The following is a 17805-nucleotide window of genomic DNA, read 5'->3' as shown; positions in this document are numbered from 1 at the left end:
CCAAATAAATCAAAAACTTATGAAAATAAAAAAGCCAAACGACTTAATAATCATTTGGCTTAATCTATTTTACACAAACTGCTCGTTATCGAAGTTTTTGGATCAGCTCACTTTCAGTAAGCTTTATTTGCTCACCACTTTCCATGTCTTTTAAAGACAATTGCCCCGAAGCAGCCTCTTCTTCCCCTACCAATAACACATAGGGAATTCCTTTACCATCCGCATACCCCATTTGCTTTTTCAATTTTACAGGAGTAGCATAAAGTTCCGAAGCAATATTTTCTTGACGAAGTTTGTTCAGTAAGCGAAGTGTATACACTTCGAGTTGCTTATCAAAATTAATAATAAGAAGTTTTGTGGTTTCTGCTTTACCGGTTGGAAAAAGATTCAATTCTTCGAGTACATCATAAATTCGGTCAGCACCAAAAGAAACCCCGACTCCGGTCAACCCCTTCAGTCCAAACATCCCTGTGAGATCATCATAACGACCGCCGCCACCGATGCTTCCCATAGCAACCTCATTGGTCTTGACCTCAAAAATACAACCCGTGTAATAATTTAGACCACGAGCCAATGTAATGTCCAGATCTATGATTTGATTAAGCAACTTTTCTTCAGCACCTAATTTGCCGACATAATCAAATACTTCTTCAATTTCCGCAATACCGATTAAACCGACAGCAGAAGTTGCTAAAATCGCTTTTAAGGAAGACAGTTTCTCTTCATTCGAGCCTTCCAATAAAATGATAGGTTTTAAAATAGCAAGATCCGCCTCTGTAAAGCCTCTCTCAAGCAATTCTTTGTTGACTCCATCCAAGCCGATTTTATCCAATTTGTCGATCGCTACAGTCATATCGACAATCAACTCCGGCTTTCCGATAATTTCGGCAATACCTGATAGAATTTTCCGGTTGTTGATTTTAATAGTAAAGTCTTTCAGTCCAAAACGCTCGAAGGCCTCTTGATAAATCAGAATGAACTCTGCTTCATTCAGTAAACTTTCAGATCCAACCACATCCACATCACATTGATAAAACTCACGATATCTTCCGCGCTGTGGACGATCAGCACGCCATACGGGTTGTACTTGAAAACGCTTAAATGGTAAAGCAATATCATTCTGGTGCATTACGACGTAACGTGCAAAAGGCACAGTAAGGTCATATCTTAGCGCTTTCTCTGAAATATGTGGAATGAGTTTATTGGAATTTTTATCTTGAAGCAGGCTGTCTGGCGCTTTTGCCATGTAATCACCCGAATTAAGAATCTTAAAGATCAGCTTATCACCCTCATCGCCATATTTACCGGTAAGTGTTGTTAAATTTTCAAATGAAGGGGTCTGTATTTCACTATAGCCATATTTTCTGAATACCGTTTTCAGTGTATCGAAAATATAGTTGCGTTTGATCATTTCGGAAGGCGAAAAATCACGCGTTCCTTTTGCCAAAGAAGGTTTTACTACTGCCATATTTGGCAAAGTTAATAAAATCCTTTATTCTACTTCTAGAATTTTAAGGAATTCACAGGCTTTCTCCGCAGCTGATTTCTCTGCAGATTTTTTATTGAAATCGCGACCTAGTCCGCATACCACACCATCAACGACGGCTTCAATACTAAACATTTTAGAAGATTCACCCTGCGGATTGTCTGTTTGCTGAAATACGATCTCTTTGCCCGTATGCTGACACCATTCAATCAACCTACTTTTAAAGTTTGTTTCAGTCTGTTCCAATAGAAGAATATCAACATGCTGCTTAATGATTCTATTTAGCAGGAAGCTTTTTGTAAAAACATAGCCTTTATCGAGATATACGGCTCCTATTAATGCTTCGAAAGCATCGCCTAGTAACGACCCTTGTTTATTCGGAAAACTGATCATTCGTGCATCGAACTGAATCAGTTCATTAAATCCTAATTTTCGGGACAGCTGATTCAGATTTGCTCTACTGACAATCTTCGAGCGCATTTCGGTCAAGAAACCTTCATCTTTATAAGGATATTTCTTAAATAACAATTCGGCGACAACCGAACCCAAAACAGCATCACCTAAGAATTCCAAACGTTCGTTGCTATTCTTTGCGCCCTCTTTAATTGTAATAGCCACAGACTTATGTCTGAAAGCCATTTTGTACAAGTGTACATTTCCGGGCACAAATCCAAGCAGGTTTTTTAGTTTTCTAACGTATTCCCGCTCCGGCGAAATATATAATTTATATATCCTAGCAAAAGGCATCTCTTCTAAAAATAAGGCGACAAGTCCTAATTAAAGAACCTGTCGCTAGCTCATATTATCAAACCATGTTTGAAGGATCAAACATTAAGCTTTATATTTTTTCACAATAACGGTAGCATTATGCCCTCCGAAACCAAATGTGTTACTCAATGCTGCGTTAACAGTTCGTTTTTGCGCTTTATTGAATGTAAAGTTCAATTTATTATCAATTTCTGGATCATCCGTAAAGTGATTGATTGTCGGTGGGACAATATCATTTTGGACAGCAAGAATAGAAGCAATAGTTTCTATCGCTCCTGCAGCTCCCAAAAGGTGCCCAGTCATTGATTTAGTTGAACTGATATTCAGTTTATATGCGTGTTCACCGAACAAATCGACAATAGCCTTAGTTTCACTAATATCACCAACAGGAGTAGATGTTCCGTGAACATTGATATAATCAATATCTGAAAAATCCATCTCTGCATCGTTGACTGCCATTGTCATGGCTAGTTTAGCACCCAAACCTTCAGGATGCGAGGCCGTGATATGATGTGCATCAGCACTCATTCCACCACCAGCAATCTCTGCATAGATTTTTGCTCCACGTGCCAAAGCGTGCTCTAAACTTTCTAAAATCAAAGCACCTGAACCTTCACCAGAAACAAAACCATCTCTATCCTTATCAAAAGGGCGTGAGGCTGTTTTTGGATCGTCATTCCGAGTTGACAAAGCGTGCATTGCATTAAATCCACCAATTCCAGCTTCATTAACTGTTGCCTCGGATCCACCCGTAACAATCACATCAGCTTTCCCCATACGAATATAGTTGAAAGCATCTATCATTGCATTGGTAGCTGACGCACAAGCCGACACTGCAGAAAAGTTAGGTCCACGAAGACCATGACGCATAGAAATATGTCCTGGAGCAATATCAACGAGCATCTTAGGAATGAAGAAAGGATTGAAACGCGGGGTTCCATCTCCTTTTGCAAAATTTGCAACTTCTTCAGTAAAGGTTGTTAAGCCCCCAATTCCTGAACCCCAAATTACTCCGATACGGTTTGTATCTAATTTTTCAAAATCTAAGCCAGCATCTTTAATTGCCTCATCCGTTGACGCAATTGCATACTGTACAAAAGGATCGACTTTACGAGCTTCCTTACGATCCATAAAATCATGTGGATCAAACCCCTTTACCTCACACGCAAACTGAGTTTTGAATTTTGACGCATCAAAATGCGTAATAGGAGCAGCCCCGCTTACACCATTTATTAAAGCCTCCCAGTAAGCTGAGACGGTATTACCAATTGGTGTAAGGGCGCCTAATCCTGTTACTACTACTCTTTTAAGCTCCATTTATTACGATTAGCCTAATTAAATTAGTTAGTTAACGTTTTTTTCTAAATAAGCGATTGCTTGACCAACAGTACCAATAGTCTCTGCTTGATCATCAGGAATAGCAACGTTGAATTCTTTTTCAAACTCCATGATCAACTCAACAGTGTCAAGTGAATCAGCACCTAAATCATTAGTGAATGAAGCTTCTGGTGTTACTTCGTTTTCGTCAACACCTAATTTTTCAACGATAATTGCTTTTACTCTTGAAGCGATATCTGACATGATTTTATAGTTTAATTGTTTAATAAATCTGTGCAAAGAAAAATAAATTTCATCAAAATTCAAACCTAAATTGATATTTAGATGAAAGTCACCATGTTAGGCGACCGAACTAATTCGCGTATTATACTAGCTAACCCACTCTATATTAACTTAGTTCAAGTATAACAAAAAATATTTTGTATTCCAAACACTCAGCTAATTAACTCAAATTTTACACAAAAAGTATATTCCAACCTTAAAATTATTAGTACCTTCGTTATAAAAGGGAGATAAATTTAAGCATTAAAGTGGTCAATAAGTTAGTAACAAGATTAGACATGGACATGGAAGAAGAGTTGGATTTCACCCTACTCGCCATCACCTGCCCGTTGAAAGATTACCGACTCTGTCACTTCATCAACAAGGAGACTAACCTGAATTTTTCCAGAGGCAAGGAGAGCAAATATGATCATGACGGACGACAAAAAAATAAATCCGAAGAGGAGCTAGAATATCATATTGTCTTTGACCCAAAGAAAAAAATCAACTACCACTTCACTGCTTTTCATTATCTTATACCCGACGCTGACACAGAATATTTCCTAATCAACAATAAGAGCATCGAAGGAACTTATTTAATTCCTGAAAACCCGCACTTTGATTTTTTTATCATTATCAAAAACTTCATCTGCGAAGAAGATGTAGCGCATATGATCAAAAGGATCAGCAAATTACCCGAAGTCGTCATCGCAAAAGAAATATCACCAAAAATATTGAAATCTAAAGAAAATCTCATATTTTAGCAAACTGTAGGTTAGTGTAGCAAATACACTTCCGTTTAGATCTAAATTAATTCGATTTAGTTTTGACAAAACACAACAACATAGCTCGCTATCTGTTGTGATTAATGAAGAACATTTAAAATACAAAATAACAGATGGAAAAAGTTCAAAAAAGGACTAAAATTGTCGCAACATTAGGCCCTGCCTCGGCAGACAAACAAGTTTTGACCAACATGATTGCTAAAGGGGTTGATGTGTGTCGGTTGAATTTCTCTCATGGCAGCCAGGCAGATCACCTTAAGGTAATCGAAACTATAAATGCAATAAATAATGAAACAGGATTCAATGTTGCCATCTTAGCCGATTTACAAGGTCCGAAAATTCGGATCGGAAAAATGAAAGAAGGTGGAGCTGTTCTGGTTAACGGTTCAAAAGTTGAAATCACCACACACGAACTTATCGGAGACGAAAACAGAATTTACATTACATACGAAAACTTTCCAAACGATGTTGAAGCCAACGAAATCATTTTACTTGACGACGGAAAACTTCAACTTCGTGTTTTAGAGACCAATCATAAAGATACAGTTACTTGTGAAGTCGTACACGGTGGTGTCCTTACTTCGCGTAAAGGTGTTAATTTACCAAATACCAAAGTATCTATTCCTTCATTGACAGAAGAAGATTTAGATAACCTGAACTTTGCTTTGGACCATGGTGCAGACTGGATAGCCATGTCATTTGTACGCTCAGCAGAAGATATTGCCCAATGTAAAAAAATCATCGCAGCAAAAGGAAGTCATGCGCGCATAATCGCAAAAATTGAAAAGCCTGAAGCGATCGAAAATATTGATGCAATTATCGAAGCAACAGATGCTGTTATGGTTGCTCGCGGAGATCTAGGTGTCGAACTTCCCATGGAAGAAGTACCAGGACTTCAAAAGATCATTGTACAAAAATGTAGAGATCTTTCTAAACCAGTGATCATTGCAACGCAAATGTTAGAAAGCATGATCACTACACCTCGTCCTACACGTGCAGAAGTAAATGACGTAGCCAACTCTGTATTAGATGGGGCTGACGCCGTTATGTTAAGTGGAGAAACTTCTGTAGGTGAATTCCCTGAAATTGTGATCGAAACAATGAGCAAAATCATTATTCACGTGGAACAAACTTCTTATCCTTATTATAATGAGAAAGTTAGTGAAATCCACGATGGTACACTTATTCCTGATGCTATCTGTGCTTCCTCAGTCTATCTTGCTCAAAAAACAAATGCTTCTGCAATTGCTGTATTGACATCTTCAGGAGCAACAGCATTTGAAATTACCAGTTATAGACCAAATGTTGATATTTTAGTTTTTACAGGAACACAAAAATTGCTAAAACAGCTCAGCTTACTTTGGGGCGTAAAAACTTTTATTTATGACAAGTTCGAAAGCACCGACGGATCTATCCATGATGTTAACAAATTTATTGTAAAAAACAACTACGTTCAGCCCGGAGCGATCATTATTAATACCGCTTCAACTCCGTTGATCGAAAAAGGTAAAACAAATACAATCCGTGTTTCCCAGTTGTAGAAGGTAAACATATGGACAAAAAAAATAGCGTTCTATTTGGAACGCTATTTTTTTTGTCTGTTTTTATATAAGGAATCTATCTTTAATTTAAAGCCCTCCATCTTCAGTGAATCGCTTATTCGTTTGAGCGGAAGATCAGCAGCTTGTCCATCTGCTTTAGGCATCTTTTCCGTCCCGGGCATCGGAGCTAGACTATCCATACGCCTTAACTTTTTAACGGGCATGTGATACTTCTCATCTGAGGAGTCTAATTTTAGAATAGGCATTTTCGATTTCTTTTCCTCCACTAGAGGAAGCTGCGGTTTCACCTTAGCTTCTTGCCCCAAAGCAACGGGACCGATAGAAGCCAATACCAATGATAATACGTAATTTTTCATCTCTATATCCTTTTTTTTAAGAGTCCCAAAGCTCATGTGGGATCAGCATATGCTTTATCCATGCTTATTGACTCTTGGTTATCTTAAATTGAAATGAAAATAGCTTACATTAGCTTAATTAGATTATATATCTATAATACGGTAAAATTCTTCATATAAGCTATTACCCACACTAATTTACAAACAACCACATCTATTTTTAAATAGATCGCTGTTAAACATTGTTAAAACGGCTTCAAAACACATTAGCATCTTTATATTTGTAACAATTTAGAAAATGAGCTGTCAATCATGGGGCTATCAGAAGTAGGCCTCAGGATAAATATGCAAATGGAAACAAACGATACGCTATAAACTTTGTGATACAGTAAAAATTATATTTATTTAACCCTCTATTCAAATGAAGAAAAATAGCATTGTATTAATCATTGGACTGATGTCATTGGCCCTTATCGGTGTTTTGGCTATGCAATTCTATTTTTTAAGAGATTCTTATCGTCAAAAATCCCAATTGTTTGATGAATCCGTGAATGCTGCGATAACAGCTGTTGCGGGAAAGTTGGAACGGCGGGAAGTTGTTGACTTTGCTAAAGTTCAACAGGAACGAAATCTTGAAAAATCCAAACAAGAGCAGGCAAAACAACGCCTTTTAGCCGAGCAACTCGAAATCCAATATAGAATTGAAGAGTTAAAAAACAAGCAGCATACTATTTTCTCCAACTTCAAAGAGCAAGAAGATCAATTACGTGCGTTATATCCGAATGTCATCGAAATTAAAAATTCATTTTATGAAACATACATCAAGAGACCGGAGTACCAAAAATACATCAAATTTTCTGTTTCAAATGAGCTTACCGATGACAATTTAGTACAAGCCTTCATCATGCTAAACGCATCGAAGGTAGATGATCAGGTGAGCGGAAAAGATGATAGTACGCGCTTTGTTATTCCTTTGCTCGATGGCCTGGTTGATCAGCAAACCAAATTCAGGGTAGCCACCTTACCTCCAAGAGAGAATGCAAAACTTACAAAAACGATCGCTGATTTAGAAAAAAGACTGGATGTGCTTAATAAAAAGAACTCTTGGTCGGGGTTTAACGTTTATGATTCTGTTGCCATGTTGGGGGGTAAAAAGGCTGACTATATTGAAGATGTCGCTATTGGAATGGAATTAGCTAAACGCCCATTGAAAGATCGACTGAATATTATCATCGTTCAAGAGCTTATCAAAGAGGAATTGGCTCAACGCGACATTAAAGCGCCATTTAATATCGAAATATGGAGCACAAACAATATTTTACTCAATAATATCCTTGACGAAGCGGCTTTAAAAAATCCTTCAAATACAACCCGGTACTCCACTGCTCTCTTTAAAGGCGACATTGGTGCTGCACCGGGAAAATTAACGATTTATTTCCCAAACAAAAAGGCGATCATCGCAGATAATATGGGTTATCTACTTTTGCCTATGCTTGCGCTACTTTTTTTATTGGTGGGGTGTTTTGCATACACGCTGATTATCATCTTTAGACAAAAGAAAGTTTCGGAGATGAAAACCGATTTTATCAATAATATGACACATGAGTTTAAGACGCCAGTTGCGACTATCATGATTGCTAGTGAATCGCTTAAGGACCCCGATATCAATGCCGATCATAAACGCGTTCAAAAATTAGCCAATATCATCTACGACGAGAACGTTAGGTTAGGAAATCACATTGAACGTGTACTTGATTTAGCCCGATTAGAAAAAGAAACCTTAAAACTAGATCAGGTAGATGTTCATATTAACGATCTTGTTTCTGCTGTTACGGACAGTATGCAACTGAGAATGCAAAATATTGGCGGAAAATTCAGTATTGATCTGGCAGCCACGAAAGATGTCGTCGTTGGCGACGAACTGCATTTCTCAAACGTATTTTATAACCTATTGGATAATGCAATTAAATACAATAAAGGTGATCTACATGTGAGTATACAATCAAAAAACGTCGGTGATAGTATTGTGGTCACTATAGCTGACAACGGTATCGGTATGAGCCGAGATCACCTGCAAAAGATTTTTGACCAATTTTACCGGATACCGACAGGCAATGTCCACAATGTAAAAGGATTTGGTCTTGGTCTAAGTTATGTACAAGATATTCTGAGGAGACTGAACGGAAAAATTACGGTTAAAAGCGAAAAAGATAAGGGCACGACCTTTGAAGTAATTTTGCCTACAAAAAAATAAAAGGTTCCTTTTTTGTATATTTCCTCTGTAAAAGAATTTCAAAGGTAGAGGAAGCTGATTTATCAGCATCAAGGGAATTCGTTAAAATTAAAGTATTCATTATGCAAAAGATATTATTAGCAGAAGACGATCCTAATTTGGGGGATCTTTTAAAAGACTATCTCGAATTAAAGGGAAAATTTGACGTCACACTATGTACAGATGGTGATGAAGCAATATCCCAATTCAAGAAAAATAACTATGACCTCTGCATCTTCGATGTCATGATGCCTAAGAAAGACGGCTTCTCTGTTGGACGTGAAATCAGAAAAACAAACAATACTGTTCCAATAATCTTTGCCACAGCGAAAGGTATGATGGAAGATAAAACTGAAGCTTTTGAACTTGGAGGGGATGATTATATCACTAAGCCGTTTCGGGTTGAGGAATTGTTACTTCGCATCAATGCCCTGCTAAAACGCAGTGTTCGGGATAAAGAAGAAGAGGTAGTTGCAGACAAATTTGAAATTGGCGATTATTTCTTTGATTACACAAGTCAGCAGATTTCCTATAAAGGGCAGATGCAGAAACTATCGACTAAAGAAGCTGAACTTTTACGCCTGCTCTGCCTAAAGAAAAATGATGTATTGACAAGAGAGGAGGCTTTATTAAAAATATGGCATGATGACAACTATTTTACTGGTAGAAGTATGGATGTCTTTCTCAGTAAACTTCGAAAATACCTGAAAGAGGATAGTAAAGTTGAGATTGTAAATGTGCATGGAAAAGGTTACAAACTTTTGGTAAGCTAAAAACAGTGGGAATGAGTCATACGATCATTCCCATTTTTTTGTCTGTAATGCATTGAATTATGAAATAAAGGAATGATTCGATGAAAAGAAGAGAAAAAAAGAATTTCATTCTTAGTAGAATATAAAAAATAGGTGCACTTTCATAAAAAATTTGCATTTTTAAAATAATTGCGCTACCTTAGCATCGCTTATAGAGAAAGGCAGAGGGAATAGACCCGATGAAGCCTTAGCAACCTGTCCCTTGACAAGGTGCTAAATTCTACCCATTAGTAGATGGGAATGATAAGCCGAAGTCACCAAATTCTAGTGTGTCCTTCTCTCTCTAGCAAGAAATATAGTTGAAAAAAAATATTAAAAACATTCATTATGTTATTGACTAACAATTTAGGTTACCCTCGTGTGGGCGCGTTCCGCGAATTGAAAAAAGCCAATGAGGCCTATTGGGCTAAAAAATCTTCTGTTGAGGAATTATTGGACACCGCAAAAAAAATACGTGAAGGCAATTGGAAAACACAAAAAGATGCTGGAATAGATTTAATCCCTTCCAATGATTTCTCTTTTTACGATCAAGTATTGGATTTAACCCTTACGGTTGGTGCAATTCCTGCCCGTTACCATTCCTTATTGAATAAAGTAGACAACAACTACAGCTTAGACTTATATTTTGCAATGGCACGCGGTTTCCAACAAGAGGGCATCGACGTGACAGCAATGGAAATGACCAAGTGGTTAGATACCAACTACCACTACATGGTACCAGAATTTACAAAAGATCAAGAGTTTAAATTGACTTCTGAAAAATTCTTAAATGAATACAACGAGGCAAAATCATTGGGCATTGATACTAAACCAGTTTTACTTGGTCCGATCACTTACCTATTAATCGGTAAAGAAAAAGAAGCTGGCTTCGACAGGATCGATTTATTGGATAAACTTGTCCCTGTATACGAGCAAATATTGTCTAAACTAGCTGAAGCTGGTGCGCAATATGTTCAGATTGACGAACCTTTCTTAGCATTGGATTTAGATGCTAAAGTAAAAGCGCTATATCAGCCTACTTTTGAAAAATTAGCTGCAGCAGCAAAAAACATCAAATTAATCGCTACCACTTATTTCGAAGCGTTAAAAGATAACGAAGATATCGCGGTTAATTTGCCTATTCATGCTTTACATTTGGATCTTGTCCGTGGTGAAAACCAACTGGATACCGTTTTAGCTAAAGTTCCCGCTTCATTGACATTATCTTTAGGTATTGTTGAAGGCCGTAACATCTGGAAAAACGATTACGAAAAGTCATTGGTTAAAATCAAGCAAGCAGTTGATGCATTAGGAAAAGACCGCGTTTGGGTGGCTCCTTCTTCATCGTTATTGCATGTTCCTTTTGACCTAGATAATGAGCATAATGAACAATCATTACCTGCTGAAGTAAAAAATTGGTTAGCCTTTGCCAAACAAAAATTAGCTGAAGTGAAAGACTTAGCTGTACTGGCAGAAGGCGAAGTTGGTGCGGAAACAGCGAAACGTTTTGAAGCGAACAAAGCTGCTGCTGAAAGCCGTCGCACTTCTCCATTAATTCACAAACCTGAAGTTAAAACACGTACAAGCAATATCACTGATGACGATGCAAAACGTACTTCAGCATTTGCAGACCGTAAAGCAGCGCAACAAGCGAAATTTAATTTGCCGGCATTCCCTACCACAACGATAGGTTCTTTTCCACAAACAAAAGATGTTCGTAAATGGAGAGCAGATTTGAAAAAAGGTGCTATTACACAAGCGGAATACGATAAAGCAATCGCAGAAGAAACTGAAAACACCATCCGTCTTCAAGAGCAATTGGACATCGATGTTTTGGTACATGGGGAATTCGAGCGTAATGACATGGTGGAATACTTCGGTGAACAATTAGCCGGATACGCTTTCACACAAAACGGCTGGGTTCAGTCTTACGGTTCTCGCTGTGTTAAACCTCCAATTATCTATGGTGATGTCTACCGTCCAGAGGACATGACTGTACGTTGGTCATCTTACGCACAATCATTGACAAACCGTCCGGTGAAAGGTATGTTAACAGGGCCTGTAACAATCTTGCAATGGTCTTTCGTTCGTAACGATCAACCGCGTTCAACAACAACTTACCAAATTGCTTTGGCCATCTTGGATGAAGTACAAGCTTTGGAAAAAGCAGGTATCAAAATTATCCAAATTGATGAACCAGCTATCCGTGAAGGATTACCTTTACGTAAAGCTGATCAAAAAGATTACTTGAACTGGGCAGTACGTGCTTTCCGTGTTTCTTCTTCAAATGTAGAAGACGATACACAAATCCACACACACATGTGTTATTCAGAATTCAATAATGTAATCGAAGATATCGCTGCAATGGACGCTGATGTTATCACGATCGAGACTTCACGTTCTCAAATGAAATTATTGAATGCTTTCGCTGGCGACTTTAAATATCCAAATGATATTGGTCCAGGTGTTTATGATATTCACTCTCCACGTGTACCCAGCAAAGACGAGATGGTAGATCTATTGCGTAAAGCAAAAGCAGTAGTTCCGGCAGAACAACTTTGGGTTAATCCTGACTGCGGATTGAAGACCCGTGCTTGGCCAGAGACCAAAGCAGCTTTAGAGTCTATGGTAGAAGCTGCCAAAATCTTAAGAGCAGAATAATTCTTAAACTATATTGATAAAGCCCTGGGTGAAATTTCACCTAGGGCTTTTTTATTGTACTCATATTAATCTAAAATTGTATCCAGATCGTGATCCTACTTAAGAGCAGTATTACTTTCTTTCTTACTATTTTTCCCACTTCCTTTACTAATTTCCTGTTTCCCCTTAATCCGATCCTCAATTGACTTCAGGCTTGACGAAAAATCAAGATCAACATTTTCAAGTTTCGCCATCTTTAACGCCTTCAACGCCTTTTTGTATTTTCTCATTTTTTCAAATAGAAGTGCTTTCTTTATCCAGATCCCTGCTAAGGGCATCGCCGGAAGTGTCAAAGCAAATTTAATCGTTTTTTTTGCAGCTTCATATTCTCCCATATCAATCAATGTCTGAATAAAATAAGGATATACTTCCACTGCCTGCACATTATGCGCCAAAGCTTCCTGGAAATACCTTTTTGCCTGCTCATAATCAAACAACTGCTCGGCGTGAACTCTTCCCATCAAACACAGCGCCATTGTATTGGACTCATCATAAGACAGTGCATAGGATAAGGACTCCATGGTCTCCTCCAAATATATAGGATAGTTATCCAGCGCCTGAAGGACATATTTATTTACTGAATTCATAAAATTTTCTAAAACATAACATTCATATCCAGCTTTCATAATAACACTTGAAAGTAACTGGATTTTTAAAATTCCATAATAAGCTAAGCACATTGGAAAAATGGACTACTATTTAGAGCGCCAAGTTTTAGCCAATAGCAACGTAGGTTATTTAACGTATTAAGAAAGAAGATTAGGAAAGGGCCGTATTCCGAAGAATATTCCCGAGAATCTTCTCTGTGGACGAAGCGGGATTTTCTAATATAGCAAACATATTCTTCCGTTTTTATTAATTAATCTATTGAATTACAAAGATTCAAAATATTTACCAAATTCCCAAAAACTTGTGATTATTAATCTCTTAAATCCTACAACGTGCTATTGGCGCATTATTGTCGCATCAATTTCGCTAAAATTTAACGACTATTTCCTCATATTTGGACTATGGAAAATCAATCAGCTAATCAATTCATCAAACTATCAAGAAAACGTAAGGGATTAACGCAACAGGAACTCGCCGATCAAGCAGGGGTATCGCTAAGAACGGTGCAACGCATAGAAAAAGGCACTGAAGAAATTAGTGGATTTAGTCTCAAACAAATTAGTCAAATTTTAGAAATACCTCTAGAACAACTCATTATGCCAAATGTAAATCAAATCAGTATCGACAACAATCAAACAGGAAGTATTAAAGCTTTATATTTAGCATCGCTTACCTTTCTGATCAATCCATTATTAGGTTTATTGGTCCCAGCAATTATGGGCTATACGAAACAAAACAAAGACGCTTTATACAGTAAGCACCTAAAAAGAATAATTGTAATACATGCTGTTGGACTATTTTTTCTAGGAAGTTTCATAGGCTATATCATTATTGCAGATTTTTTTAAGATTGCACTACCGTCTTTTTTAAGCGATATCTTCAATAGTGCCTATTTTTTACTCATCCCGGTATGCTATTACATCGTGATTCTAGCGTTTACTATTTCTAATTATATCGCAATAAGAAAGGCCAAGCTCAGTTCTGCAAACTAAACCAATACAAATGAATCTATTGCAGTCAAAATCACAGCGGCTTCTTTTGAACGATTAACACCCAATCTTTCTCAAGCAACAGATAGCCTGTTTCATAAATAAACTGGTAAGTTTGACCTTTGTTGTTGGAAAAAATATGAGTATGGAATTTAAAATCAAACCCCAATTGTTTTAACTTTTCACGCTGTATTTTGACCATCCCCTCCCCGTTCAAGGTATCTAACAATATACGGCGGTTTTTTCGCAGGATATTATTCACGTTACGCACCAAATTGGTTTGGTCGCTATTTAATTTATTATTATAGGCATTCCGACAAGCATCATCACAAAATCGCTTGTCAGAACGGCCACGTATACCCTTGCCACATTCAAGGCAAACTCTCTCAACAGAACTCATAGAAAATTACTAAACGACAACAAACGGTTACAATCGACTACAGTCGAATACAAATGGTAAATAGACGAATAAGATGTATGTCCCTTCTCATCTTTGCTCTAGATCATTCGGTGTCAAAAGCCAATGAACATCAACTAAAATAAGAATTATTAAAAACATTTAAAAATTAGACACATGAGCACATTACGTAACAAAGTACAGTTAGTAGGTCATCTTGGAAATGACCCGATCATCAAAACAACTTCCACAGGTACAAATTATTCCATATTACGTCTCGCCACCAATGATCTATTTAAGAACAAAGCCGGAGAATGGGTCGAGGAAGTCCAGTGGCATACACTCGTAGTATGGGGAAATCAAAATACGACCATAGAAAAGAAATGTCAACGCGGAACGAAGCTGATGGTTGAAGGTAAGCTCACCTATCGCAACTATGAGAACGCAGAAGGAGTAAAACAATATGTCACTGAAATTAAAGTGGATAGTTTCATGGTTTTATCAGACCCTAACAGCGCTAAAGAAGAACCTCCTACCCTTGAAGATGAAAGTGAAGATGATCTCCCCTTCTAATAAAAGAAAAAGGTAGGACAAGATATTAGTCCTACCTTAAACTACATATCCATTGCTGATACATTTGTTTTTAAACGGTAAACACCCTTAGCCACTGAAGACTTGCCCTCATCAGATACGCTCATATTTACCATATAACTTCCAAAAATATTCTTTCTCAGTCAATATAAAATCAACTTTCTTCCAAGCATTTAGGACCAGATTAATTTCCTTATCCGCTAAACTATATTTCCCAATAAAAAATTCTTGAGCGGAGAAGTATAAACCAAAAGCGTTGTCCAGGGTATGCAAACTTTCGATATCGACCTCTTCGAAAAACAAAATTACATGCGAGTTCACTATGAAATCACTTGGCGCGGGAATAGCATCCGAAAACTCAATAGCTATACATCTATTGCGGCTTTGCACAGGAAATTCAATTACCGGAAGTTCGTTGAATTTTGAAAAATGAGCGCTCGCTTCGAGAACAGCTTCCCTCTCCAAAAAAGGAATTTGCAAAAACCTCTTATTCCCGATCACCGGTACATTAGCCTGAAAATAATCATTGAAATTGAGAATTTCATTGACAGAAAGATTCCTTTCAATGAGGTGCTGCACAGGAATGCCAAAATAATTTGCAATTTTTAGAACAATTTCAATTTTCGGCTCTGCACGCATTTCTTCGTAAGAAGAAATATTCCCTCTAGTAAGATTAAAAACATCCCCGAAAGCCTGTTGGCTCATTCCTTTCACTTTTCTTAATTTCTTAATGTTGTTTCCTACGTGACTCATTTTAAAAAAAAATTGAATTATTTTTGCAAAATATTTTTGCATTTTATTATCTTTATGCAAAGAATATGTGCAATATATAAAAAACTTGATTATGTACTTCTCAAAAATTGAAAATTATATCGCCAATATTGGTTATACCATTACTCATAAGGATAAAAAAGAGGGGGTTTTTGTCATCGAAAATGAAGATGATGGAATTCGTAACCTCATCGTAGGCGTTGCACAACCCATCGTTATTTTTGAGCAATACCTTTTTACCATAAGCAATGAGAACATCGATATGTTCAAATCATTATTGATAAAAAATAGAGATATTATCCACGGCGGTTTTGCATTGACAGAAGACGGTACCAAAGTTATATTTCGATATACATTACAAATACACAATCTCGACCAAAATGAATTTGATGCTGCCATCAATTCGCTGAGTCTTTTAATGAGTGAATATTATAATCAGTTAATAAGTTTTTCAAAATTATAGAATAATGAATATTTTTAAGAGAATTTTCAGAATCGGTCAAGCAGAAATTCACGCGGTCGTGGATAAAATGGAAGACCCCATCAAAATGACGGAACAAGGTATCCGTGAGATGAAAGAGGACCTAGAACAATCGTTGGAAGCCTATGCCAAAGTGAAAGCGTTGGCCATACGCACCCAAAACAATGGTGAAAAGAAAAAAGAAGAAGCCCATGAATTTGAAAACAAAGCTATTCTTTTACTTCAAAAAGCACAAAAGGGCGAGCTGACAACAGAAAAGGCAGAAGGCTTGGCAAAAGAAGCATTGCTTTTGAAAAAACAGTTATTAATCGAAGCTGGAGAATTAGAGAAACAAGCAGTGATTCATCAAAGTTCAGCCGACGAGCTACACAAAAATGTAGACATTCTAAAATTCAACATATCGAAGTGGGAAAGTGAACTTTCAACTTTAAAAGCACGTGTTAAAGTTTCCAATGCAGCCAAAATGGTCAATAAACAGCTCGCTAATATCGATTCTAACAGTACAATTTCTATGTTGGAGCGCATGAAAGAAAAGGTCGAAGAAGATGAAGCCTTGGCCAAAGCATATGGTGAAATCGCAACGAGCAACAAAAGCAAGATAGATGAGATCAATGAGAACCTCAGTGGTTCTGACTCCGTCAACAATGAATTGGAAGAGTTAAAACGAAAATTAAATGGCGATGCGGAGATTTGAGTATAAAACAGTCAAAATCGAGCCCAAAGGTTTCTGGGGAACCAAATTGGATCCGGACAAAATCGACGAGATCCTGAATGATTTAGGTAATCAGGGCTGGGAATTAGTTGCGATGCAAGACTTGGAGGTCAATGGTCACTCTTGGTCGTTTCATTACACGTTCAAACGAGAAAGAATTTAAAAGAAAAATACGATGACAGAACTAATCAATATCTTATTTAATCCATTATCTAATGGAATTATGACAGTACTAACAGGCCTGTCTGTAGTGTATTGGTTATTTATGTTTTTGATGGGTGACGGAGTGAATTTCTTTGATGCAGATGCAGATATAGACCTTCACCCTACCCCCGATGTTACTGATGTTGACGGCACCCATGATATCGCACCTGAGGGATCCGATCATGCAAACCATCATCATACAAATACCGATAGTCATGGAGAACCAGGTTTCTTCGCAAAGGCGATGGATTACATCAATGTTGGAAAAGTGCCGATCATGCTGATTGTGACCTTGTTTAAATTTATAGGCTGGATTATTACCATCGTTTCCTCACTCTTTATCGACGTTGCTTCATGGGGTATAAAGTCGGTCTTAATCCTAATACCGGTATTCATTATCACCTTTATTTTAATGCATTTTCTCACTAAGCCACTAGCTAAAATGTTTAAAAGCATCGGTTACAATGGCGAAGAAAGCCATGATTTCCTTGGTCGCATGGGCAAAATGCGCGCAAGCATTGAAGGTAAAAAAATAGGCTCCGCAGAATTTATCATTCAACAGGATCCCATCCGCCTCAATGTAGTCAGCCACAATGGGGAGAAAATCGCTTATGGAGATGACGTTATTATTGTCGACGAATCTAGGGACAAAAAATATTATTATGTCACAAAGGAAATCACCATAGACAATATTTAAAATCGATGCGGAAAACAGAATCGCCGTGTCATTCAGAAGCTTCTGCAAGCAAAATT

At 37.4% G+C, this 17805-nt stretch carries 19 protein-coding genes and 1 riboswitch; of the genes, 11 read left to right on the top strand and 8 right to left on the bottom strand.

What is annotated here, in order from left to right:
* Nucleotides 1-85: 85 nt before the first annotated feature.
* From hisS to J2X77_RS13215, 4 genes are all read right to left on the bottom strand, one after another.
* Complete coding sequence (hisS, locus tag J2X77_RS13230) at nucleotides 86-1468, bottom strand: histidine--tRNA ligase (protein WP_209577667.1); 1383 nt, start codon at nucleotides 1466-1468, stop codon at nucleotides 86-88.
* Between the two features lie 24 nt (nucleotides 1469-1492).
* Nucleotides 1493-2233 carry a ribonuclease III gene (gene rnc, locus J2X77_RS13225; protein ID WP_209577664.1) on the bottom strand — a complete coding sequence of 247 codons (741 nt, stop codon included), beginning with the start codon at nucleotides 2231-2233 and terminating at the stop codon, nucleotides 1493-1495.
* 84 nt (nucleotides 2234-2317) lie between these two features.
* Nucleotides 2318-3571, bottom strand: a complete 1254-nt coding sequence (gene fabF, locus J2X77_RS13220; protein ID WP_209577662.1) for a beta-ketoacyl-ACP synthase II — start codon at nucleotides 3569-3571, stop codon at nucleotides 2318-2320.
* 27 nt (nucleotides 3572-3598) lie between these two features.
* Entirely contained in the window at nucleotides 3599-3835 is a 237-nt protein-coding gene (locus J2X77_RS13215) for an acyl carrier protein (protein ID WP_028070665.1), read from the bottom strand.
* Nucleotides 3836-4152: 317 nt separating this feature from the next.
* Between J2X77_RS13215 and J2X77_RS13210 the strand changes: the two genes are divergently transcribed.
* On the top strand, nucleotides 4153-4617 hold the full coding sequence (locus J2X77_RS13210; RefSeq protein ID WP_209577660.1) for an IPExxxVDY family protein: 465 nt from the start codon (nucleotides 4153-4155) through the stop codon (nucleotides 4615-4617).
* Nucleotides 4618-4751: 134 nt separating this feature from the next.
* Nucleotides 4752-6179 (top strand): pyruvate kinase, encoded by a 1428-nt coding sequence (gene pyk / locus J2X77_RS13205; RefSeq protein WP_209577658.1) that lies wholly within the window; start codon nucleotides 4752-4754, stop codon nucleotides 6177-6179.
* Nucleotides 6180-6223: 44 nt separating this feature from the next.
* Here the strand turns inward: pyk and J2X77_RS13200 are convergent, their stop codons facing one another.
* The gene (locus tag J2X77_RS13200) at nucleotides 6224-6556 is read right to left on the bottom strand and encodes a hypothetical protein (protein WP_209577656.1); all 333 of its coding nucleotides are present in this window, start codon (nucleotides 6554-6556) and stop codon (nucleotides 6224-6226) included.
* Between the two features lie 400 nt (nucleotides 6557-6956).
* Between J2X77_RS13200 and J2X77_RS13195 the strand changes: the two genes are divergently transcribed.
* From J2X77_RS13195 to metE, 3 genes are all read left to right on the top strand, one after another.
* Nucleotides 6957-8789, top strand: a complete 1833-nt coding sequence (locus J2X77_RS13195) for a sensor histidine kinase KdpD (protein WP_209577654.1) — start codon at nucleotides 6957-6959, stop codon at nucleotides 8787-8789.
* Nucleotides 8790-8890: 101 nt separating this feature from the next.
* On the top strand, nucleotides 8891-9580 hold the full coding sequence (locus tag J2X77_RS13190) for a response regulator transcription factor (protein ID WP_209577652.1): 690 nt from the start codon (nucleotides 8891-8893) through the stop codon (nucleotides 9578-9580).
* Between the two features lie 185 nt (nucleotides 9581-9765).
* Nucleotides 9766-9869, top strand: a riboswitch (SAM riboswitch).
* Nucleotides 9870-9946: 77 nt separating this feature from the next.
* Complete coding sequence (metE, locus tag J2X77_RS13185) at nucleotides 9947-12259, top strand: 5-methyltetrahydropteroyltriglutamate--homocysteine S-methyltransferase (protein WP_310081068.1); 2313 nt, start codon at nucleotides 9947-9949, stop codon at nucleotides 12257-12259.
* A 95-nt stretch (nucleotides 12260-12354) separates the two neighbouring features.
* On the opposite strand, the gene J2X77_RS13180 is transcribed toward metE, so the two are convergent.
* Nucleotides 12355-12885 carry a tetratricopeptide repeat protein gene (locus J2X77_RS13180; RefSeq protein WP_209577650.1) on the bottom strand — a complete coding sequence of 177 codons (531 nt, stop codon included), beginning with the start codon at nucleotides 12883-12885 and terminating at the stop codon, nucleotides 12355-12357.
* 423 nt (nucleotides 12886-13308) lie between these two features.
* On the opposite strand from J2X77_RS13180, the gene J2X77_RS13175 reads away from it, so the two are divergent.
* Nucleotides 13309-13899 carry a helix-turn-helix domain-containing protein gene (locus tag J2X77_RS13175; RefSeq protein ID WP_209577648.1) on the top strand — a complete coding sequence of 197 codons (591 nt, stop codon included), beginning with the start codon at nucleotides 13309-13311 and terminating at the stop codon, nucleotides 13897-13899.
* Nucleotides 13900-13930: 31 nt separating this feature from the next.
* Here J2X77_RS13175 and J2X77_RS13170 read toward each other — a convergent pair whose 3' ends face one another.
* Nucleotides 13931-14296 (bottom strand): hypothetical protein, encoded by a 366-nt coding sequence (locus tag J2X77_RS13170; RefSeq protein WP_209577646.1) that lies wholly within the window; start codon nucleotides 14294-14296, stop codon nucleotides 13931-13933.
* A gap of 174 nt (nucleotides 14297-14470) precedes the next feature.
* Here J2X77_RS13170 and J2X77_RS13165 point away from each other — a divergent pair, with 174 nt between their 5' ends.
* Nucleotides 14471-14866 (top strand): single-stranded DNA-binding protein, encoded by a 396-nt coding sequence (locus J2X77_RS13165; protein ID WP_209577645.1) that lies wholly within the window; start codon nucleotides 14471-14473, stop codon nucleotides 14864-14866.
* Nucleotides 14867-14977: 111 nt separating this feature from the next.
* Here the strand turns inward: J2X77_RS13165 and J2X77_RS13160 are convergent, their stop codons facing one another.
* A complete protein-coding gene (locus J2X77_RS13160) occupies nucleotides 14978-15637 on the bottom strand; it encodes a helix-turn-helix domain-containing protein (protein ID WP_209577643.1) in 660 nt (219 codons plus the stop codon).
* 91 nt (nucleotides 15638-15728) lie between these two features.
* Between J2X77_RS13160 and J2X77_RS13155 the strand changes: the two genes are divergently transcribed.
* The 4 genes from J2X77_RS13155 to J2X77_RS13140 are packed head-to-tail and all read left to right on the top strand — an operon-like array spanning nucleotide 15729 to nucleotide 17749.
* Nucleotides 15729-16118, top strand: a complete 390-nt coding sequence (locus J2X77_RS13155) for a YbjN domain-containing protein (protein ID WP_209577641.1) — start codon at nucleotides 15729-15731, stop codon at nucleotides 16116-16118.
* A gap of 4 nt (nucleotides 16119-16122) precedes the next feature.
* On the top strand, nucleotides 16123-16830 hold the full coding sequence (locus J2X77_RS13150; protein ID WP_209577639.1) for a PspA/IM30 family protein: 708 nt from the start codon (nucleotides 16123-16125) through the stop codon (nucleotides 16828-16830).
* Nucleotides 16817-17011, top strand: a complete 195-nt coding sequence (locus J2X77_RS13145) for a DUF4177 domain-containing protein (RefSeq protein ID WP_293882039.1) — start codon at nucleotides 16817-16819, stop codon at nucleotides 17009-17011. Before J2X77_RS13150 ends, J2X77_RS13145 begins: the two co-directional genes overlap by 14 nt.
* A 12-nt stretch (nucleotides 17012-17023) precedes the next feature.
* The gene (locus J2X77_RS13140; RefSeq protein ID WP_209577635.1) at nucleotides 17024-17749 is read left to right on the top strand and encodes an OB-fold-containig protein; all 726 of its coding nucleotides are present in this window, start codon (nucleotides 17024-17026) and stop codon (nucleotides 17747-17749) included.
* Nucleotides 17750-17805: the final 56 nt, after the last annotated feature.

It is taken from the genome of Sphingobacterium sp. 2149 (assembly GCF_031455655.1).
Classification (GTDB): Bacteria; Bacteroidota; Bacteroidia; order Sphingobacteriales; family Sphingobacteriaceae; genus Sphingobacterium.
The sequence above is the reverse complement of the archived record's forward strand: the minus strand, read 5'-3'. Positions and strand labels throughout refer to the sequence as shown.

Excerpts from the sequence above, each read along its gene's own strand:
- J2X77_RS13175 (WP_209577648.1), top strand. The coding sequence starts at position 13,309 with ATGGAAAATCAATCAGCTAATCAATTCATCAAACTATCAAGAAAACGT.
- pyk (WP_209577658.1), top strand. The coding sequence starts at position 4,752 with ATGGAAAAAGTTCAAAAAAGGACTAAAATTGTCGCAACATTAGGCCCT.
- J2X77_RS13190 (WP_209577652.1), top strand. The coding sequence starts at position 8,891 with ATGCAAAAGATATTATTAGCAGAAGACGATCCTAATTTGGGGGATCTT.
- metE (WP_310081068.1), top strand. The coding sequence starts at position 9,947 with ATGTTATTGACTAACAATTTAGGTTACCCTCGTGTGGGCGCGTTCCGC.
- J2X77_RS13160 (WP_209577643.1), bottom strand. The coding sequence starts at position 15,637 with ATGAGTCACGTAGGAAACAACATTAAGAAATTAAGAAAAGTGAAAGGA.
- fabF (WP_209577662.1), bottom strand. The coding sequence starts at position 3,571 with ATGGAGCTTAAAAGAGTAGTAGTAACAGGATTAGGCGCCCTTACACCA.
- rnc (WP_209577664.1), bottom strand. The coding sequence starts at position 2,233 with ATGCCTTTTGCTAGGATATATAAATTATATATTTCGCCGGAGCGGGAA.
- J2X77_RS13145 (WP_293882039.1), top strand. The coding sequence starts at position 16,817 with ATGCGGAGATTTGAGTATAAAACAGTCAAAATCGAGCCCAAAGGTTTC.
- hisS (WP_209577667.1), bottom strand. The coding sequence starts at position 1,468 with ATGGCAGTAGTAAAACCTTCTTTGGCAAAAGGAACGCGTGATTTTTCG.
- J2X77_RS13170 (WP_209577646.1), bottom strand. The coding sequence starts at position 14,296 with ATGAGTTCTGTTGAGAGAGTTTGCCTTGAATGTGGCAAGGGTATACGT.
- J2X77_RS13195 (WP_209577654.1), top strand. The coding sequence starts at position 6,957 with ATGAAGAAAAATAGCATTGTATTAATCATTGGACTGATGTCATTGGCC.
- J2X77_RS13210 (WP_209577660.1), top strand. The coding sequence starts at position 4,153 with ATGGACATGGAAGAAGAGTTGGATTTCACCCTACTCGCCATCACCTGC.
- J2X77_RS13140 (WP_209577635.1), top strand. The coding sequence starts at position 17,024 with ATGACAGAACTAATCAATATCTTATTTAATCCATTATCTAATGGAATT.
- J2X77_RS13150 (WP_209577639.1), top strand. The coding sequence starts at position 16,123 with ATGAATATTTTTAAGAGAATTTTCAGAATCGGTCAAGCAGAAATTCAC.
- J2X77_RS13165 (WP_209577645.1), top strand. The coding sequence starts at position 14,471 with ATGAGCACATTACGTAACAAAGTACAGTTAGTAGGTCATCTTGGAAAT.
- J2X77_RS13200 (WP_209577656.1), bottom strand. The coding sequence starts at position 6,556 with ATGAAAAATTACGTATTATCATTGGTATTGGCTTCTATCGGTCCCGTT.
- J2X77_RS13155 (WP_209577641.1), top strand. The coding sequence starts at position 15,729 with ATGTACTTCTCAAAAATTGAAAATTATATCGCCAATATTGGTTATACC.
- J2X77_RS13180 (WP_209577650.1), bottom strand. The coding sequence starts at position 12,885 with ATGAATTCAGTAAATAAATATGTCCTTCAGGCGCTGGATAACTATCCT.
- J2X77_RS13215 (WP_028070665.1), bottom strand. The coding sequence starts at position 3,835 with ATGTCAGATATCGCTTCAAGAGTAAAAGCAATTATCGTTGAAAAATTA.